Source organism: Serratia sp. TSO36 (assembly GCF_057808395.1).
Map to the genome: position 1 here is coordinate 407,564 of NZ_JBJZOU010000021.1, position 18,525 is coordinate 426,088.

Annotated in this window: 13 protein-coding genes, 1 other RNA gene and 1 pseudogene; 9 read left to right on the forward strand and 6 right to left on the reverse strand. The window is 49.3% G+C overall.

The features are described 5' to 3' along the window. Positions 1–127 precede the first annotated feature (127 nt). Positions 128–466: an outer membrane protein assembly factor BamE gene (bamE, locus tag ACK3CV_RS19430; protein WP_004929101.1), complete on the forward strand. Its 339-nt coding sequence runs from the start codon at positions 128–130 to the stop codon at positions 464–466. 117 nt (positions 467–583) lie between these two features. Here bamE and ACK3CV_RS19435 read toward each other — a convergent pair whose 3' ends face one another. After that, the gene (locus ACK3CV_RS19435; protein WP_004929098.1) at positions 584–868 is read right to left on the reverse strand and encodes an RnfH family protein; all 285 of its coding nucleotides are present in this window, start codon (positions 866–868) and stop codon (positions 584–586) included. Continuing rightward, on the reverse strand, positions 861–1,295 hold the full coding sequence (locus ACK3CV_RS19440; protein WP_033648948.1) for a type II toxin-antitoxin system RatA family toxin: 435 nt from the start codon (positions 1,293–1,295) through the stop codon (positions 861–863). The genes ACK3CV_RS19435 and ACK3CV_RS19440 overlap by 8 nt, the downstream gene beginning before the upstream one ends. 161 nt (positions 1,296–1,456) lie before the next feature. Between ACK3CV_RS19440 and smpB the strand changes: the two genes are divergently transcribed. The 3 genes from smpB (at position 1,457) to ACK3CV_RS19455 (ending at position 3,798) form a co-directional block, all read left to right on the forward strand. Next, a complete protein-coding gene (gene smpB / locus ACK3CV_RS19445; RefSeq protein WP_033654311.1) occupies positions 1,457–1,939 on the forward strand; it encodes an SsrA-binding protein SmpB in 483 nt (160 codons plus the stop codon). 49 nt (positions 1,940–1,988) lie between these two features. Further along, positions 1,989–2,352, forward strand: a transfer-messenger RNA (tmRNA) gene (ssrA, locus tag ACK3CV_RS19450). 204 nt (positions 2,353–2,556) lie between these two features. After that, entirely contained in the window at positions 2,557–3,798 is a 1,242-nt protein-coding gene (locus tag ACK3CV_RS19455; protein ID WP_164037923.1) for an integrase, read from the forward strand. Positions 3,799–4,244: 446 nt separating this feature from the next. Here the strand turns inward: ACK3CV_RS19455 and ACK3CV_RS19460 are convergent, their stop codons facing one another. The 3 genes from ACK3CV_RS19460 to ACK3CV_RS19470 are packed head-to-tail and all read right to left on the reverse strand — an operon-like array spanning position 4,245 to position 7,863. Next, a complete protein-coding gene (locus ACK3CV_RS19460) occupies positions 4,245–6,239 on the reverse strand; it encodes a DUF3732 domain-containing protein (RefSeq protein WP_164037920.1) in 1,995 nt (664 codons plus the stop codon). Next, positions 6,236–6,703, reverse strand: coding sequence for a three component ABC system middle component (locus ACK3CV_RS19465; protein WP_164037917.1), 468 nt, complete (start codon positions 6,701–6,703; stop codon positions 6,236–6,238). Before ACK3CV_RS19465 ends, ACK3CV_RS19460 begins: the two co-directional genes overlap by 4 nt. Next, entirely contained in the window at positions 6,694–7,863 is a 1,170-nt protein-coding gene (locus ACK3CV_RS19470) for a hypothetical protein (RefSeq protein WP_164037914.1), read from the reverse strand. Before ACK3CV_RS19470 ends, ACK3CV_RS19465 begins: the two co-directional genes overlap by 10 nt. Before the next feature lie 753 nt (positions 7,864–8,616). Here ACK3CV_RS19470 and ACK3CV_RS19475 point away from each other — a divergent pair. After that, positions 8,617–9,690, forward strand: a complete 1,074-nt coding sequence (locus tag ACK3CV_RS19475) for a hypothetical protein (RefSeq protein WP_164037912.1) — start codon at positions 8,617–8,619, stop codon at positions 9,688–9,690. A 536-nt stretch (positions 9,691–10,226) separates the two neighbouring features. Here the strand turns inward: ACK3CV_RS19475 and ACK3CV_RS19480 are convergent. Continuing rightward, positions 10,227–10,576: pseudogene (locus ACK3CV_RS19480) on the reverse strand (IS3 family transposase); the annotation flags it as partial. 116 nt (positions 10,577–10,692) lie between these two features. Here ACK3CV_RS19480 and ACK3CV_RS19485 point away from each other — a divergent pair. The 4 genes from ACK3CV_RS19485 to ACK3CV_RS19500 all read left to right on the forward strand — a co-directional run bounded on the left by ACK3CV_RS19485 (position 10,693) and on the right by ACK3CV_RS19500 (position 18,226). Then, positions 10,693–13,341 carry an AAA family ATPase gene (locus ACK3CV_RS19485; RefSeq protein WP_164037909.1) on the forward strand — a complete coding sequence of 883 codons (2,649 nt, stop codon included), beginning with the start codon at positions 10,693–10,695 and terminating at the stop codon, positions 13,339–13,341. 64 nt (positions 13,342–13,405) lie between these two features. Continuing rightward, the gene (locus ACK3CV_RS19490) at positions 13,406–15,550 is read left to right on the forward strand and encodes a CHAT domain-containing protein (protein WP_164141485.1); all 2,145 of its coding nucleotides are present in this window, start codon (positions 13,406–13,408) and stop codon (positions 15,548–15,550) included. 97 nt (positions 15,551–15,647) lie between these two features. Beyond that, the gene (locus tag ACK3CV_RS19495) at positions 15,648–16,550 is read left to right on the forward strand and encodes a hypothetical protein (protein WP_164037906.1); all 903 of its coding nucleotides are present in this window, start codon (positions 15,648–15,650) and stop codon (positions 16,548–16,550) included. Beyond that, positions 16,547–18,226 carry a hypothetical protein gene (locus ACK3CV_RS19500; RefSeq protein ID WP_164037903.1) on the forward strand — a complete coding sequence of 560 codons (1,680 nt, stop codon included), beginning with the start codon at positions 16,547–16,549 and terminating at the stop codon, positions 18,224–18,226. The genes ACK3CV_RS19495 and ACK3CV_RS19500 overlap by 4 nt, the downstream gene beginning before the upstream one ends. Positions 18,227–18,525 lie beyond the last annotated feature (299 nt).

Here is an 18,525-nt window from a genome sequence, read left to right on the forward strand (position 1 = left end):
CCAAGCGCTTGAGGTGCTGAAAGAAAGCCAACGCGTCGCAACTTGAAAGATGAAGGGTATAAAGGTTTCCAACTGCCGCAAGGTCTATTATCATCGGCATCCTATGCCCTAAAGGAATGTGATTACTATGCGCTGTAAAACGCTGACTGCCGCCGCTGTAGTTCTTGTGATGCTGACTGCAGGCTGTTCTACTTTTGAAAAGGTGGTTTATCGTCCTGACATCAACCAGGGGAACTACCTGACGTCGACCGACGTGGCGAAAATTCAGAAAGGGATGACCCAGCAACAGGTCGCTTACACATTGGGCACCCCAATGCTGCAAGACCCGTTCGGGACTCAGACGTGGTTCTATGTGTTCCGCCAGCAGCCTGGCCATGAAGACATCACCCAGCAGACGCTGACGCTGACCTTCGACAGCGCAGGCGTGTTGACCGACATCCAGAACAAACCGGCGCTGACCAAGTAATCGGCGCCGCCCGCTCTTCCGGCCCATGAGGGGGCATGGTGTTCCTCATGACAGTCGCAGGCTGCAACGCGGAAGAGAAAATCAGTTTCAGATAAAAAATAAGGCGCTTATAGCGCCTTATTTTTTTGCCTTTTCTGCCCGTTGCCGGCGCAGCTCTTTCGGATCGGCTATCAGCGGCCGGTAGATCTCCACCCGGTCGCCGTCGTTCAGCGTATCGCCCAGCTTGGCCGGGCGGCTGTAGATGCCGATTTTGTTGCTCTTGAGATCGATATCCTGGCGCAGCTCCAGCAGGCCCGAAGCCTGGATCGCTTGCTCGACGCTGCTGCCCTCGGCCAGCTTCACCTTGCGCAGGTACTGGCGCTCCGGCAAGGCGTACACCACCTCGACCTGGATGTCAGACACTGTAGACCTCTTTCGCCCGCTGGGTGAATGCCTGCACCATGTTGCCCGCCAGCTCCTTGAACACTTTGCCGAACGCCAGCTCAATCAGTTTGTTGGTGAACTCGAAGTCCAGGTGCAGCTCCACCTTGCAGGCCTCTTCGCTCAGCGGCGTGAACTGCCAACCGCCCATCAGCTTGCGGAACGGGCCATCGACCAGCTGCATATTGATGCTCTGGTTATCCAGCAGCGTATTGCGCGTGGTGAAGGTCTTGCTGATACCGGCCTTGGCGACGTCCACCGCGGCGGTCATTTCGTTGGAGGTAGCGTTAAGCACCCGGCTGCCGGTGCAACCTGGCAGAAAATCGGGATAAGAATGAACATCGTTAACCAACTGATACATCTGCTCGGCGCTGAACGGCACTAATGCAGACCGACTGATCTGGGGCATATCATTTCCTGTGAGACATAAAACGTACAGATAATACCATTTATCTGGCGGCAAACAAAAAATCTGCTAAGGGATGAGGGCGCCAAAAATGCGAAAAATTGCGCAGGTGCTGAACGGGAAAGGATTTCTTTCGCTGAAGCATCCAGTATAATGAACGCACTATGACAAAGAAAAAAGCACACAAACCCGGTTCCGCCACCATTGCTCAAAACAAGCGCGCGCGTTTCGAATACTTCATTGAAGAAGAGTTCGAGGCGGGCCTGTCGCTGCAAGGGTGGGAAGTTAAATCGCTGCGTGCAGGCAAAGCCAACCTCAGCGACAGCTACGTGACGTTCCGTGACGGTGAAGCCTATCTGTTTGGCGCCACCATCACTCCGCTCAACGTGGCTTCGTCGCATGTGGTGTGCGATCCGACGCGTACCCGTAAACTGCTGCTGAAACGACGCGAGCTGGATACCCTGCTCGGCCGCGTCAACCGCGATGGCTACACCGTGGTGGCCTTGTCCCTGTATTGGAAAAATGCCTGGAGCAAGATCAAGATCGGCGTAGCCAAAGGCAAGAAAGAGCACGACAAACGCGATGACATCAAAGATCGCGAATGGCAGACGGCGAAAGCCCGTATCATGAAGCACGCCAATCGTTAAGCCGCTGGCTTATCGAAGTAAACTTCTGGTATACTGCACAAAGTTACTTGGGGCTGATTCTGGATTCGACGGGATTTGCGAAGCCCTAGGAGCATGCCGAGGGGCGGTTGGCCTCGTAAAAAGCCGCAAAAAAATAGTCGCAAACGACGAAAACTACGCTTTAGCAGCTTAATACCCTGCTTAGAGCCCTCTCTCCCTAGCCTCCGCTCTTAGGACGGGGATCAAGAGAGGTCAAACCCAAAAGAGATCGCGTGGATGTCCTGCCTGGGGCTGAAGCGTTAAACTCAATCAGGCTAGTCTGTCAGTAGCGTGTCCATCCGCAGCTGGCCGGCGAATGTAAAGATTGGACTAAGCATGTAGTGCCGACGGTGTAGTAATTTCGGACGCGGGTTCAACTCCCGCCAGCTCCACCAAAATTCTCCATCGGTGATTACCAGAGTCATCCGATGAAGTCCTAAGAGCCCGCACGGCGCAAGCCCTGCGGGCTTTTTTGTGCCTTGAATTTGTCCCGCGAAGTCTGATGCCAACTAATTAAATCCGAACCTTTTAGGCACCTTGTTAGGCACCTCATAAAGCTTTATTGTTTTTGAGGTGCCTAAAACTATGGAAACCCGGCAATGGCAAGACAAACCAAACCTCTATCCGTTAAAGAAATCGAATCTGCTAAACCCAAGGAAGCGGACTACGTTCTCTATGATGGCGATGGCCTTGAGCTACTTATCAAATCCAGCGGGAGTAAAATCTGGCAGTTTCGCTACATTCGCCCTGTCACCAAGAAACGTGCGAAGAAGAGCATAGGCCCCTACCCGTCAGTTACGCTTGCCGATGCCAGAAACTACCGGGCAGAGTCACGCTCTCTCCTGGCGAAACAAATCGATCCACAGGAACATCAGCAAGAACAACTTCGTAGTTCGCTTGAAGCTAAAACCAATACTTTCCAGCTCGTAGCTGAACGATGGTGGAATGTGAAGAAAGCCAGCGTGACAGAGGACTATGCCGACGATATCTGGCGCTCTCTTGAAAGAGATGTCTTTCCTGTGATTGGCGAGGTTAGCGTTACAGATATTAAAGCTCACACATTGGTTCAGGCCGTCCAACCGGTTCAGGCCAGAGGAGCACTGGAAACCGTTCGTCGCCTGTGCCAGCGCATTAATGAAGTCATGATCTATGCTCAAAATACAGGTCTGATTGATGCGGTGCCCAGTATCAACATTGGCAAGGCCTTTGAGAAGCCGCAGAAGAAGAACATGCCAAGCATTCGACCGGATCAGCTACCTCAACTGATGCAGACAATGCGAACAGCCAGCATGAGTCTTTCCACACGCTGCCTGTTCATGTGGCAACTTCTTACAATTACCCGCCCTGCCGAAGCGGCTGAAGCTCGCTGGGAAGAGATAGACATAGAAGCGCGCGAGTGGAAGATTCCTGCAGCACGCATGAAAATGAAGCGCGACCATACTGTTCCATTGTCAGATGAAGCAATTGCGATATTGGAGATGATGAAGCCGATAAGTGGAAATCGAGAATTTATCTTTCCCAGCCGCATCAAGCCAAACCAGCCGATGAACAGTCAGACCGTTAACGCATCGCTAAAACGCGCAGGTTTTGGCGGGGTGCTTGTTTCACACGGACTGCGATCTATTGCTAGTACAGCCCTTAATGAGCAGGGTTTTCCACCCGATATTATTGAGGCGGCTCTTGCTCATGTGGATAAGAACGAGGTTCGGCGTGCCTATAACCGCAGCGATTATCTTGAGCAGCGGCGGCCAATGATGCAGTGGTGGGCTGATTTTGTGATGGCAGCTGATTGTGGAAGTATGATTGAGGGCGGTATGAAAGGAATGAGGTTAGTAGGGTGACGGATAACTAATAACAGTTCCTGCTTTAATACAGTGTTAAATGAGGCTTTAAATTTCATCCCCGTAGTGCCAAAAACGGAAGTTGGTATTTTTTGCCAAGTTGAAAGATGCTTACTAATATGCCTGCTAAACCAGTGGCTATCCAGATTCAGTTATCGTTTCTGAAATTAGGCTGTTAGACAGTAAAATGGGTCGAAGGACGACCCGTTTTTACTTATTCGAAAACAGGCTCGCCATCGCCGGGAAAAAACCATCCGCAGACTTTACCGTGTAACCTAATGCGCTTAATACCGGGCTGATTTCTGGACGATGAGCAGTGCACACTACCACTCTGAATCCGAAAGCCAGAAATACAGACTGGTTCGGGACCGGGACGTGCCGCTGTTATCTAGATCTGGAGCTTTCGGCAACCTTCCATAGCCACCGATTAGCTCCATAGCGATCAGTCAGTCCGCAATGAACCCACGGTGGCGCCATTTCGCCCGCACGAAATCCTTGAAGTTGTAATCCTGTCCGAGATTGAGTCCATCGGCGTGATCGCAGACGATGATCTGTGGCATCACGCCCGTCTCACGCGCCGTATCATCACAGAAATGCGCCATCTGCGTGAACATGTTCGACACAGCATCGATGTCATCATGCAGTTCTACACCCAGGGTGTCCTCGGCCCGCAAATTCTCGGCTTCGAACTCCTCGCCCTCATCCTTGGAAGGGAAGTACACCTGAGTGGGTTGATCCAGAAATAGGATGGGGGGGATTGCACATTTGTCCCCCCAAGCAGCGAACTGGTAATGTAGCGCCATAAACAGGGTGAGGTGTGAGTACACCCAGTTGGCACCACTGCCCATCGAGCGGAGAAACACTTTCTTGTGCGCCTCTTTCTCGTGCCACAGGTCAAACGTATTAATATCAAATCGCAGGGAGCCCTTCCTGTAGGTCTCCTCGAAATGGAACCGCTGACCGATCTCCTTCATTTTTTTGTTGATATCCCGAGATAACCGATCCAGCTCGATATCAACGTCATACTTATCCAGAAGCTCCTGGTACTTCTTGACCTGCTCTGCCCAATACGCCTTCATCTTCTTGAGGTCAGATGGCGGATTCTCGATGAACTCTTCGATAGCGATCTCAAGTAACAGCTTGGCCTTTTTCGGCGCATCTTCGAGCGAGCTTGCTTCAGCAACCCGCCTATCATGCTCCTCGAAAGGTTTGAGCGAGGTTTGAACGCTCTTCAGCTTCAGCCGAATTTCCTTGATCTCCTTTCTCAGATCACGACTCTCCTGCCCCAAGCTCTCTCGGGCGTAGGAGGAAAGCCTCAACTCGGTATTGAGCCACTCAATCGCCTGAGTGAGCTTGTTCGCCTGATCTTCGGGAATGTCGGAGTGCGACTCACAAACGGGGCAGAATGTGTGATCAAAGCTCGTGGAACGAGGGACTGTCAGTGACGCATACGAGGTGCCGATCCCCTTGACCTGCTCGACTGACCGTTCCAGCAGGTTCAGCCGGCCAATGGCTGAGCGTAGTTCGGCCACAAGCTTGGCTTTCTGGTCACGCAAGGAGTTGAGGGTTTTCTCGTAGTCGTCGGCTAGACCATCCACAAAAACTGGGGTCGCGAGCATAAGCCTGAGCGCTTCCTTTGGCTTGAGGAAAATTTCATCTGCCGTCATGTCGAAGAGGGGCTTTCCTGCAAGAGCTTGATACTGATTCAGCAGTCTGTTGAATTTCGCGATGGCCATCTCTCGCGCTTTGTCGTCTTTCGGTATTTTCAGCTCAACACGCCGAAGCTCATAGGACGCCTCGGTCAGATCTTTATACACATCAAAGTAATCTTCCTTCACGATCCCCATGAGAATCTTGAAGTGGTCGATCGCCTGGTCTCGTTTAACCTTCTCATCAAAACGGTAGAAAATCGCATGCTTATTCGCGACCAGATTCTGGTGCTGCAGCATAAATGACGGGAAGCTTCGCACGGACGGCGTCGCACCTTTGGCCCCCGTGACCTGCTTATACATTGGGTCTGTATCAATGTTCTCCATCGTGATACCGAAGAACTTGCCTAGGCTCTTCAAGAACTGATCTTTGTGAATAAAGTGTCGTTCATCGAAGAAGTATTCGACGTGCCCCATGAGCTCAAGAATGTTGTCCGCCTCTGTCCCAGTGACTTCACGCAAGAAGCAGCGTTTGGAAGCTGCTGTACGCCCTGTTACCAAAGTCAGCGTAGGGAATTGCAGGACGGTGAAAAATGTCTTGCCACGCTCGGTCAGCTTGCCATCAGGGATAGTGTCTTCGCTGCTGCCTAGGCAATAGTCGAAGATCTCCAGGATCGCACTCTTACCTGTCGAAGACTTCCCGGTAATGATGTTCAGACCCTGAGTAAACTCCACAGCATGAATCCGGTCGTCTTTGTCAACGACGCCGATATACCTTACATAGCAGTTCATAGCGATTTCAACCCCAACGACCTGTAAACAGAAACAACATTTTCACCGTTAAACACAATAGCGAGCTTTCGTGCGTACTTGATGAGCTGGGCATTAGCATTTTCTTCCCTGATCTTACCTTGGGGTTGCACCGACATGTCGTCATTGATCTTGATGCTTTTCTCGGAGGTAAGGATGAGCAGGGAAGCATGGGTGATTGGCTTGTATTCCTCGATCCTGGCCTCCAAGCCAAGAACACGGCTTGGCTCCTGCATCAGCGTGCGCAATGAGCTGTTTTTCTTGGCATAGTTCAAGAACTTATGCATGGGCTTGTATGTCACTAGCGGCAGCACTAGGTAGCTAAGAAGGATGTCCTTCTCTGTCGGATCCCAGTGGTCATAGAACGAGTGGATGATGGGCGCGAGAGAAAATGGCGTCCGGCGCAAGGTATAGATGTAGTCGGCAGCGTTCAGGTTCACGGCCATAGTCTCCAGTAAAACGTTTTGTCTTCGTCATCGGTTTTCACATCAGCCAGCATGTGGTAGATGCCGTTTCGAAAGTCCGCCGTCGTATCTTCAAAGGTGTTTAACTGCACCACAGTTTCGGCGTGCTGCTTGTAGAAGAACTTCAGCGATTGGCGCCGCAACTGGATGGGACAGGTCTCATCCATGCAATCAACCATCGCACTTAGGCGTCCGTCCAAATGACGATCAAGGTGGTTTTTCTGGTAGCGCTTGACGTCAAATTCAGAGGCCAAGTTGTCGCTGTACAGCTCATCAATGACCTCACCCGCAATGAGCAATTGCAGGGCGGCCTGCTTGATCCGTGCTTCACCACCGATCTCTCGAATTTTCTGGACGAAAGGCCGGTCAGCAATTTCATCTAGATTAATCTTCTGCTTCAGAGCGTCGGTATCGACCTCCGGAAAGATGCTCGAATGTTTCATGTAGAGCTTGGTCAGATCAACAAACTTGGCGGTGAACTCCTCGCAGGTGATCTCCCAGCCAGTATTGATGTACCGCGAGCTCCCAATAAAGCCCAGGATGTCATCCATGAAGGTCTGCTGCTTCGACTCCCGTATGACCCTGAGTTTCTCCACCTTATAGGCATGGAGTCGCTCGTTGAGCGAAGGTGAGCCGGTGATGAATACCGCGCGCTCCAGCACCTCCAGCAAATCGTCTCTGATTGCCAGATCCATGACCGACCGCTGCAACTGCAGGGTTTCCGATGGCTCAGTCGCCTTGGAGGCGGCAAAGCGCTGCTCAGCACCGTCGTAGATCGCAAGCAGTAGAGCGAGCTTTTCGCCAGCGGTGGAGCAGTTCCAGTCGGTCAGGGTGGACTGGGGTGAGTACTCCTGGTTCGTCAAGAGTATCAGGCTTTCGTAGGCCTTATGGTCAAACGCTTTATTCAACCAATTATTCAAGGTGTTCCAGATGTTCTGGTGGCCATCTCTCAAGGTATCGGCATACAGCTTGACCTCCACCTGAGCCACATCCTCCAAGGTTACATCGCCGTACACCTCGACCCAGAGGCGTTTCCCCTTCTCCAGCTTATGGCAGTACTCAAGCGCAACAACTAACTGATACATAAGGGCTTCGAAAAGCTTCGAAGCATCAAACGGCAATTTCTCTGACAATTTATCCATAAACATTCCATGACCGACTTCAGAGGCAAGAGCGACCATTACACTGAATGCACTCTAGCGTGATGATCCATATTCCTGGAAACGCCGACTGAGACTTTGCCACCAACTTGATCAGTCTCAAATACTATATAAAAAGACAGTAACTGCGACGGTTTTAGACCCCAATATAACTGATAAATAACCAGTTAACTCAATTGACGCCACCAAATAGTAGCACTGCAAACCAAGTGTTCGCAAAGGGCTTTCATTTACTAGGGGATACCTTCTAAAAACTATCAAAGGGATAACGCTTACTACTCATGTGAACCTCTCTTTAAGCCATTTTAAATGACTCTGAGGTGTCTGTTAAACCCGTGGCGATTCAACCGCCGATATGACTGTGAACGGATTTCCAGGGAGAGTAACTCAGGTGACCGAGCGAGAGATGTGACCACTCGCCTACTACAGTATATCTAGTGTGATCATTGTCTCTGTCAACGATAAAAAATCCGCCAACCTACGATGACTGTGGCTATGCACTTGGCCGGATGATACCGGTGCTACATCAATATGACGATGTCGAGCTCATGCCATATCGATCCGATCCCGAGCTTATCACTCGGGTGTTTTTCTTGATCAGATATTGCTACTATGATCGGCATAGAACAGTCTGGATTGATTACCTTCTAAGGGTCTATTATTCGGCGCAGTTACTTGGAAAGTACAGCACATTACAACTAGTAATTTTATAACATCTATGTGCGAGGGATGAATATGCAAGGTTTAAATTATCTATCGGAAGTGGAAAAACTAAAACTATTTAAAAACATTCGAATCGGAATGAGTTCTGAGGAAGAGTTTGATGTTTTCCTTACTTCTGTTGGGAATGATAAAAATAAAGATGAAATAAAAAGGCGAATTAACGGTTTATTTTTAGAGGACGAATTCGCTTTATTGTGCTTTTTTATGGAAGTATGTACAAGTTTAGCATCTTTAGGCCAATCACCAGTAAATAACACTGGCATTAAGGTACCAGATTATCTGGCCAGTTTTAACATGCCCAAGGGTAAGGAATTAAAATGTTTTATTGAGGTAAAGACAAGCAATGCTTTAGAAACCAAAAAAATCTCAGGATCTTTTTTAAATAAGTACAGTGAGTTCTGTCACAGATTTCGATACCCTTTATTTATTGCATCACGTATACATCAAAACAATCTTCTTTTCTGGATATTGCAAAGTGAGAGTGAGTTTATAGATTCTGGGCGAAAAGTAGAGGTGCGTGATTTAACGAATAATAGTGGGTGTATTCTCTTAGATGATTGGTTTATTTCCGCAATTAGTGCCTTAAAAGTGACAATTCATTTTAGCGAGCATCCTTTAGTATCTCAGGCCAGATATGAGGACAAGGGATATTTACATCGAATTACAGTATCACAGGAGTATGGTGGACAGATTTACGAGTTTAATCTTAATGATAAAGAATTTGTTTTAAATGCCTTCCTTGATGAGTTTCAGTCTAATGATGTTTATTATAAAGAAAAAAACATATTAGTAAGAGAAATACCTGAGCATTCTGGTGATCTATTGAGCAGCTTATTACTAAGGATGAATATGCGAGTAATTGATTCAGCCAGCCCAGACGACAGATTTAATGCAAGTAGAATGTTGGTAAAAATAGAATCAGGCTACAGTTCTTACATAAACAAAAGTTATTTGAAAAACATAATCAATATATTAAATAAAAAATCAAACCTAAGCGGCGCCGGGGTTATTTTTGCACCACTGGGACTTGGCAGTGACCAAGAGAGAAAAAAGAAAATGGGCGAACTACTTAGGCTTTGTAAATGAGATTGTTATTTACTTACATGCATAAAGTATAGGTTCTCTACCCTGTGCCTTTAGGGACGTTTTTTCCTTACCATTGCGTTAAAAGATGCATTAATTACTGTATCATCTCTAGATCAATCAACCGGAGAGTTCGTGCAAATAATATTACCACGTCCTCTTCTTTCTCTTCAGTGGAACCAGAATAGACATGCTTTTGAATAAATGTGTATATCTCATCATTAATTAACTCCAGAGCCTCCCTTCTGCTTTTCCGGCCATCCTCAGGATTGTTATAATGCAGCAAATGGATCACTTCAGCTTTAGATGAGTGAAAAGTGATGCTATTGCTTTACTACCATGAGTGGCCTGTTCTTTTTTTCTTGTCTAAGTTTGTTGCCATTTTTCATGATGAACAATTCCTTTACACATATCGAGAAGTTCCATCGATTTAAGCAACAATTCAACACCATCGCGTCTATCCAACGTCACTAGATGTAACACCAAATATTCGTTTATTGTCGCCAGAAAGATCCATTCATTTACTGATTCCTAGATAGTGTCATCCGTGACGATATTGCCAAACCGATCACCGCCCGTGACCACAGGTCAAAAAACACTGACAGCCCCTATCTGTGCATAAGTAAGTGATGTCCCACGCCTGCTTCTGGTTCGGCCGCAGACGATGAAGACCTTCTTCAGCAGGTTTTCTTATACCGGCAGGCCGTGTTCAATGAGCTGACCGGGCTGAACTTCCGGCTCACTTTTGCCCGCCGTCCCTGACGACGCAGACTCGCTATGATGGTCTTGAATTTCTACTATTCATCAACCATACGCGATGCCCATAGCGCTGTTTGGCACCGAAGACGGCCTTACATGCAGCCTCATCACAGATGCGCCCGAACCGCTGACTCACTCGGAACGACAAATCTATGATCGCCATAGAATCTCATAATTTAATTCATTTACATTTATTGAGAGGAGGAATACAACAGTCAACACCGTTGATAGCACAGGGAAAGTTATATGGCTTCTGCAAGACAAGATTTTGATCGGTTTGTTAGCTGGATTTACCAATCTGAGGCAATCCCATCAGATGTCCGGCAACTGGCTAGCCTGTGTCTTGCAAACTTTGATGCTCTTGCAGGAACTTCCAGAAATCGCAGCCAGCGCTCCATCTATCTGGCGCAGTTGATGCGTCAGCAACTGGCGCAGACCCCCGAAGAGCCTCCCGCAATTGAAGCCAATACTGAGGTAGGTGAATGGCCGTGGTCACGCCTGCATAGGCTGACCTTAGGCCCCTTCCGCGGTTTCAGAACACCAGAATCCTTTGAGCTCGATAAACAGATAACGCTGCTTTACGGCCCGAATGGGAGTGGAAAGACCAGCCTTTGTGAAGCGTTGGAATATGCCTTACTGGGGGATGTAGAGGAGGCAGGAAACAAACGCATTGCTGCACGAACCTACCTCGCGAACCTTCATGCAGGCCGTTCTGCTCCGCCTGTTCTTAAAGCTCTCGACAATCGGGGCCTGGAGCTTGATGTTGTTTCAAATCCAGACACATTTCGCTTTTGCTTCGTTGAAAAAAACCGAATTGATTCCTTCTCACGAATAGCCGCCCGTCCCAATACTCAACGTGCCGAGCTTATCGCTACACTCTTTGGCATGGACCAGTTCAGTGACTTCGTTAGCCACTTCAATGAGAGCATTGATAACCAGCTCATATTGACTGCGAATAAGCAGGCCGTGCTTGAAACGCGCCGCGCCGGACTGCTGACAGATAGACAACTGGTGGACGGTAAAGCCGAAGCATTCAGGACACTCATCAATGAAGAGTCAGCTTTAGCTGAAAGCTATGCACCAGGAACTACGTACGCCGACCTGAAAGCTTTGTTCGGTAGCGAAGACGCGCCTGGACGCCTGCAGCAACTGGACACCATTCTGGAGGCCGCTTCACCCGCCATTGTTGGTATTAACGGCCCAACCCTTCAGGAAAACTATGACAGGGCTGAGACACACAAGAATGAATTGAACCGCATCGCCGCCGATCTAAAAGCTCAAAGCGATCAGGTATCATTCAAAGGACTTTACGAAGCCGTACTCGCCCTACGCGAGCCCGTGGGGGATCGCTGTCCGGCGTGCGATACCCCACTCGCTGGTGAGAACCATGTCGCAAACGATCCGTACGAAAAAGCCACAACCGGACTGCAACAGCTTGAAGCACTAGCCCTGCTCCAGGAAAATCAAAAAGCAGCGGAGATTGACGTTAACCGCATCTCCCGAGAACTCAGGCTAATCCTCAAAAAAATAGAGCGATTCATTGGCGCTGAGCCCGTGACACCGGTAGGGGCCTTCCTCGCTGCATTGCCCGATGAACCCGCGGGATTCTGGTGGGAAGCTATTGCGCCTGATAATGCCGGGATTAATCCGTCCTTAGCACAAATCATCGAAATAGCAGATCAGATTGCGGCGCAAGATACTGCGACAAAAGCGTCCCAACAGGGACGCCAGCAGTTAATTGAGGAACGAAACCGGCTTAGGGATTTCCAGCTTCGCGTACAGGCGCAGGACCAAAAACGTCAACAATTGAAAGAGAACATTGACGCCGCAGGTGCTCGTATTACAGGGTTTGATGAAACAAACGCCTCTTTAATTTTGGAAGTAGCGCAAGAGCAGCAGGACATCGTCAGGGACACGCCGCTAAAGACAACGTATGACCTTTTCCTTGAAGCAATAAGATCGTACCGCAACCAGCTGCCAGGGCAGCTCATGGCGGGACTTAACGAGTCAGCCATGACGCTCTACAACTCATTTAACCGCAACGATCTTGACACAGATAAGCTCGCAGCGCTCCATTTGCCATTAACAGGCGAAGAAAAGATAGAAATTTCATTTCGGGGTGCCCCTGAACGCCGGGTAGATGCACTGCATGTCCTGAGCGAGGGCCATGTTCGCTGCCTTGGCCTCGCCATTCTGCTGGCGAAGGCGAGGAGCATTGCATGCCCACTCATTGTTTTCGATGACGCTATCAATGCCATCGACCACGACCACCGTGGCGGCATACGAGAAACGATTTTTGAAAATGACACCTTTGAAGACACTCAGCTTATCGTTACCTGCCACAGCAACGAATTCATCAAAGATATTCAGCAACATCTTCCCGTAAGACGGCGGAATAACTGCCGCGTCTACCTTCTCAGACATCATGATGGCAATTATCAACCTCGCATTCGCGGTAATGTGGCGAGCGCAAACTACATTGCCAGAGCAAGGGCTGGCCGTGACGTTCTTAATGACAGGGAGGCGTTAGCCGCTTCCCGACAGGCATTAGAAATGCTTTCAGAAAAGGTATGGAAATGGCTTAGCAGTCATGATCAGGGCGTTCTCACATTACAAATCACGGCGGCGGGTGCCGAGCCCCAGCTCCGAAACCTTTGCGACTCGCTACTGAAAAGACTTAGAAGTGCTGCTACTTTCCAGCATGCCAATAAAGAGCCATTAATTGCAGCCTATGGCACGATTCTGGGCATTCCAGAACAGAATCTGGTTTGGACATATCTGAACAAGGGAACACACGAAGAGGAAAATCGTGATGACTTTGATGGAGAGCATGTTGAGTCTGTTATTGCTACTCTTGAGGCCTTGGATTCGCTGGATTTGCGCCTCGGAAGATAGCTCTCCACTTAAGGGAAAAATAGTAGATCTGAGTGTTGATAATACAGACCAAATGAGACAGAGAATGACAACGAGTATGATATCTCATCTTGTAATAGTACCGGATGACACGCGTGCAAGGCGAACGACTTTCTTTCAGGGTTTCTCAGATTTTTGGTATCCGGACTATTTAGCAATATTAAAGCGTCTAACCCAATTTCCGCATGACCTTGGCGACATATACTTTACTGGCGGAGAATACGTACTGACCAAGGCCATAGGTAGCCCGCTTCAAATACAGACGTTACGCGCAGACCTTGTTGAACAGTATTTATCCGATTGTGAAACCCGGCCCCTCATCGTGTGGAGTACAGCATCAACGGTAGATGTAGTTAAATCTGCCATCGGACAAAAACCAATAACTCATATCTCAACAGCCCAACAAGAGGGTGTTATACATGTTGACTCGTTGAACCACGACTCTGTTCTGGCACTAATTTCTGGAATTGTAGATGCGTTGGCAGAAGAACACGATGAATTTAGGGAGTTCAAAAAATTTGCTGAGCGCAAAAGAGGGGAAGCCACACAAGAAACTCTCACTGTCAACGCAAAAGGGCATAACTGTACCGAACCTATGCTAGATGTTTTACTCAGTTATGGAGTACAAATTGACGTTACGCCAATTAAACCTGCAGGCGATAGTTCTGAACACATTACAGGGATGCTGGAGCTGGCCGCACTGATTGACGGATTACGTCCAGAGAAAATAAACTCGTCACCACTCAGAAAAAATGATGTAATTATTCACTGCCCCTCGGTTTACACTTATCTGTATCGTGCAGATAGTGCTCTCTGGCAACAGCTCAACAGGCAACTTAATAACCCTAAGCGTAATTTTCTCCGGCGCGGACTGATAAGAAGCAGCGGTTATGGCAACTACACTCTTCAGATGGACGAGAAAGATCTTTTCAATCCGTATGAGGACCCAATATTAAGACCGTTGCTATGTGACCGACAAATCGAGTTGAAAATTTTCACAACGATCATCGCAATTGTCGCCGTCAACCAATTCTCCCCGGCATTTAGACTTCCAAATGATGTAATGCTTCATCATGACAAGCTTCGGGACATTGGAAAACTTCTTTGCTCAAACGACAGAAAATGGCGTGAAAAACTCAACACAAGAATGCGGGAATATGGCCAACTGCTTAAGACAGACATTGGTGATGCTCTGTTAGCCAACATATTCAGTGAAAGAGAGAAATGTTTAGCCGTATGCGATTTTCCAGTTGAATGGGTACCGGTTGATGAACTCCCCATAATGTTCAGATACGAGTTATCCCGGATACCTTCAACCCCGGGCAATGTCGCTCTGGACGTATTAACTTCCCGACCGAAGTCCATATTCAGATATAAGGACTTATGTAACGTCCTCATAATCAGATCCTTTGCTGACAACGATCCGATCAAGAATCATCTGTCGGATATAGTGCAGGCAAGAGAGCAAACCCAAAGACTTCCTGGCATGCACATTCAGATAGTCGATGTTAATACACGTCAGGAAATTGTCGACGCGCTGAACGCATTTACAGGATTAATGGTTATTTTCGATTGCCATGGTGGTCATGGCGGTGAAACAGAATCGGCTTGGTTAACTATAGGAAATGAAAAACTAAGTGTCTGGCATCTTTATCAGGAAGCAAAGATCCCCCCTATCATTGTTCTGGCAGCATGTAGCACCCATCCAGCAGAGGGCTCGCATGCCTCTGTCGCGAATGGTTTTCTCGAATCAGGTGCATTTAGCGTTATCGGAACGTTTGCGCCAGTCGACTCTTCTCACGCAGCCGTGTTTGTGACCCGGCTTCTGGAGCGGATCGCCATTTACCTTCCGTTAGTATTAAAACGGAGAGCGTATTCCTGGCGTGAGGTTGTGACGGGGTTGCTGAGAATGTCATATGTGCGTGATGTTCTGGAAGGATTTCGGGACAGACTCGGCCTTCTTAATCAACAACAATACGAAGAGATTCATATTCAGGCCAATACGCTCATAAATACTCATGAGGACAAAAATTGGTTTGAGCATTTCAGATCTCTGATTTCAGATGAAACTGGGTTAGACAAAGACACTGAAACAAAACTCTGGGATGAGCACTTCCAGTTTGTAGAGACTATGCTGTTTGTTCAACTCGGCAGACCAGAAAATGTAATGATTTCTATCGAGGACGAGTAATCGTTTTTCCGGAGCGGCTACTTTAAATAAATTTTCAGTATGCGACAGATGACTTCGTCTGTCTCACGTCTATTGAGCATTCTGAGCTGAGGACCGTATGACTACAGATCAGTTTTATGAAATCTATCGCCAGCTCGCTGCATTACGAACCGATGCCGGCAATTGTCCTTCCGTTATAGCTGAACTGACCCTGCTGTGCCGCGAAACCATCAGGACCTCGTCCCCTGAAGAGTGTCTTCGCGCCGCAGATAACTGCCTGCATGAAATCGGTCAGTCTGCTCCGCTTTTCGCACTCGCCCTCTCCTGCTGGCTGACCGATAAAGAGTGTATTGGACTGGCAAAAGCCCTCGCGCATGAGGCAAGCGTGTGCCACCTTCAGGCAGCAACCCCACAGGCGTACGACCTGTCCTCCATTGATGAGGCACGCGCCATACTGACGGCGTCCCGGCTCTGCGCCCTGCATGTTTCCCCCGCCGTCTCACTCGGCTGGGCTTTAAGCCTGGCAACCACTTACCCAGCCGGCGTCACGGCACTTAATGCAGCCGGCGTACTCCTGCAGCATCACATAGAAGAATATCCCCGGACCACGCAGCGGCTGCTTGCCAGCCCTGAATCCCCGTTTACCTCGCTTGAGCTGGCGAATACCGCGCTGGCACAGCTGGAACAACAGCAAAACCATCTGAACGGACTACCGGTGCTTCGAGAGCTTGCGATGACGCCTGAGATGCGACTGATGTATGCCAGTCTGAAACGCAGTGAGAACAGGGAGATTCAACGACACTCGGAGGAGCACTCCATTTTTGGTCAGTTCGTCACAAAGCAATATTTCAAATACGCCAACAAAACTGCCGTCGAGTTTTCGATGGGTGACGACGCCAGAGAAAGCACGATGGAAATGACCCACTTCCAGGTAGAAGTCGAGTTGCCCCTCACCTGGCGCACCGATCCACTTTCCGGTGTTCTGACCAGAAACAGGCTGTGGAAAGGAGAGCTGGAATGAGTATTCAGCTGGTTCTCTCCCATTATCTAGCGGGCCTGCGTGAGCGCAATGAGCTCGATGTTCTGCTGCCAGAACTGCTTAAGGCCATGGGGCACAATGTGCTCAGTCGCCCACAGATTGGCCCCGCGCAGGCTGGTGTTGACGTGCTGTCGACCAAAGCGGGTGCCGACGGGGTTGATGAGGTTTTTGTCTTTATCATCAAATTCGGTAACGTCGGACGGGCCGATTTTTACGGTGGGCCGCAGTCTATCGACCCCTCTATCCGGGAGGCCTGCAATGACTTCCTCAGAAACCGTTTACCGGAACGGCTCAAGCCGCTGCGCAAGCGGATTGTTCTGGTATCCAATGGCGTACTGCTGCAGGAAGCCCAGGCCGGTTTTTCAGCCCTTACGGAAGACATCGCAACACGTCCGCTTTGCAGTCTTGAATTCTGGGGCACCGATCAGCTCACACCGTGCATAGAGCAGTACCTCTTCGATGAAACATTACTGCTGGCTCGGGGAAAATCTGACCTGCGCGCCGCCCTGGCCGGCCTTGAGGAGTCAAACTCAGCGATAAACCGGTTTATCCGCTTTGTTGATGCCTGTTTTGAAATACAGGCCGAGGAGTCAGAACAGAGTGCGGAGACGCGAAAGAAGAAGTTTTTAAGGCGATGTGCCGCCGCGTCGATGGGCTGGGCGGTCCTGCTGGTCTGGGGAAAAAGCGAAGACAATTTAAAGCCTGGGGTCGTTACCGGCGAATACCTGATACTGCGTATGTGGGCCGAGGCGGTAAAACTGGAATTGTACGCCGACAACGCCTTTATCGACCGCTTTGAAACGCTAGTTACGCTGCATATACAGGCTCTGGTGGACTACTTTGAAAAAGTAATGCCAACCCTGGAGTCACCGCGCGCCGTCCTCCGCTGGCGCCCGGATCGCGTCTTCTATCTGGAGCTTATGTTTGAGGAGTTGGGTCGCATGTCTACCCTCTTACTATTGCTCCAGCAAAAACCTGGAGAGGAGACTCTTCGCACGACGATTCGCAACGCCATCATTCATCTGGTCAATCAGCATTCGGGGGTGCTACTTCCCCTTTATGACGGGCACGGCATCGACCTGACCCTGCTCTTCTGCGCCCTGATGGGTGAGTCAGACTGGGACAATACGCTGATTATCGCAGGAGAAGTTGTGGCCCGACTTCACCATGCGCTGAGAACAGAATGTTATCTGCCGGTCGACACCGACTCGCTGGAAGATGCTATTGCCCTCAACAGTAACAAGGCTGAGAGTCGTGATTTCTTCCAGACCTCAACGCTGGTGCCGGCACTCGCGACGGTGACTTCATTGCTCGGTGATGAAGAAGCCCTCCAGACGCTGCGCGATCAGCTACTGCCTCTGATGAAGGGGGTAACGCTTGAGCGCTGGTTCCCGACCACAACACTTGAAACACTCAGCGGCTCAACACTGGAGATCCACAGCGTCGGTATTTCCAGAGCATTGTCTGGCCTCAGGCCTTCAGCAAAGGAGGAAGCCGAGGCGTCAATTAAAACCTTTGGCGGTGCAGCCGTCCCATCAGACTTCAGGTGGTACTGTAACTGGCAAGTCCTGATCGCGTTGTCAGCTCGACTGTACCGACACCCACTACCCACGTGGTTTATCAATGAATACAGCCCAACAGGCCCTTCCGCTGATTAGTACTCGCCCAGCCAATGAGCCGTGCCAGATGACGGAGCAGCTTTCTTAAACACCGTTCCAGTATTAATATTCTCGCGTATGTCTGCTCAGTAATGCTGAGCAGACATACGGCTTCATTACTTAGCGGAAATGAAGGGCTATGTATCATTTATCCATCCACGCCGAATTCGATGTAAGCGTACACCGTGTACCGTCTGGTGATTTTCTGACACATTCGACAAAGTGGTTCCCACCAAATAGTAGTGGGAACCAAAATGTCAGATATGCAGAAAAATGTTGTCGCCGGCAGGCGAAAAGGC

What these genes read in the sequence shown, in the direction of transcription:
- bamE (WP_004929101.1), top strand. Translation starts at nt 128, where the DNA reads ATGCGCTGTAAAACGCTGACTGCCGCCGCTGTAGTTCTTGTGATGCTG.
- ACK3CV_RS19440 (WP_033648948.1), bottom strand. Translation starts at nt 1,295, where the DNA reads ATGCCCCAGATCAGTCGGTCTGCATTAGTGCCGTTCAGCGCCGAGCAG.
- smpB (WP_033654311.1), top strand. Translation starts at nt 1,457, where the DNA reads ATGACAAAGAAAAAAGCACACAAACCCGGTTCCGCCACCATTGCTCAA.
- ACK3CV_RS19455 (WP_164037923.1), top strand. Translation starts at nt 2,557, where the DNA reads ATGGCAAGACAAACCAAACCTCTATCCGTTAAAGAAATCGAATCTGCT.
- ACK3CV_RS19460 (WP_164037920.1), bottom strand. Translation starts at nt 6,239, where the DNA reads ATGAACTGCTATGTAAGGTATATCGGCGTCGTTGACAAAGACGACCGG.
- ACK3CV_RS19465 (WP_164037917.1), bottom strand. Translation starts at nt 6,703, where the DNA reads ATGGCCGTGAACCTGAACGCTGCCGACTACATCTATACCTTGCGCCGG.
- ACK3CV_RS19470 (WP_164037914.1), bottom strand. Translation starts at nt 7,863, where the DNA reads ATGGATAAATTGTCAGAGAAATTGCCGTTTGATGCTTCGAAGCTTTTC.
- ACK3CV_RS19475 (WP_164037912.1), top strand. Translation starts at nt 8,617, where the DNA reads ATGCAAGGTTTAAATTATCTATCGGAAGTGGAAAAACTAAAACTATTT.
- ACK3CV_RS19485 (WP_164037909.1), top strand. Translation starts at nt 10,693, where the DNA reads ATGGCTTCTGCAAGACAAGATTTTGATCGGTTTGTTAGCTGGATTTAC.
- ACK3CV_RS19490 (WP_164141485.1), top strand. Translation starts at nt 13,406, where the DNA reads ATGACAACGAGTATGATATCTCATCTTGTAATAGTACCGGATGACACG.
- ACK3CV_RS19495 (WP_164037906.1), top strand. Translation starts at nt 15,648, where the DNA reads ATGACTACAGATCAGTTTTATGAAATCTATCGCCAGCTCGCTGCATTA.
- ACK3CV_RS19500 (WP_164037903.1), top strand. Translation starts at nt 16,547, where the DNA reads ATGAGTATTCAGCTGGTTCTCTCCCATTATCTAGCGGGCCTGCGTGAG.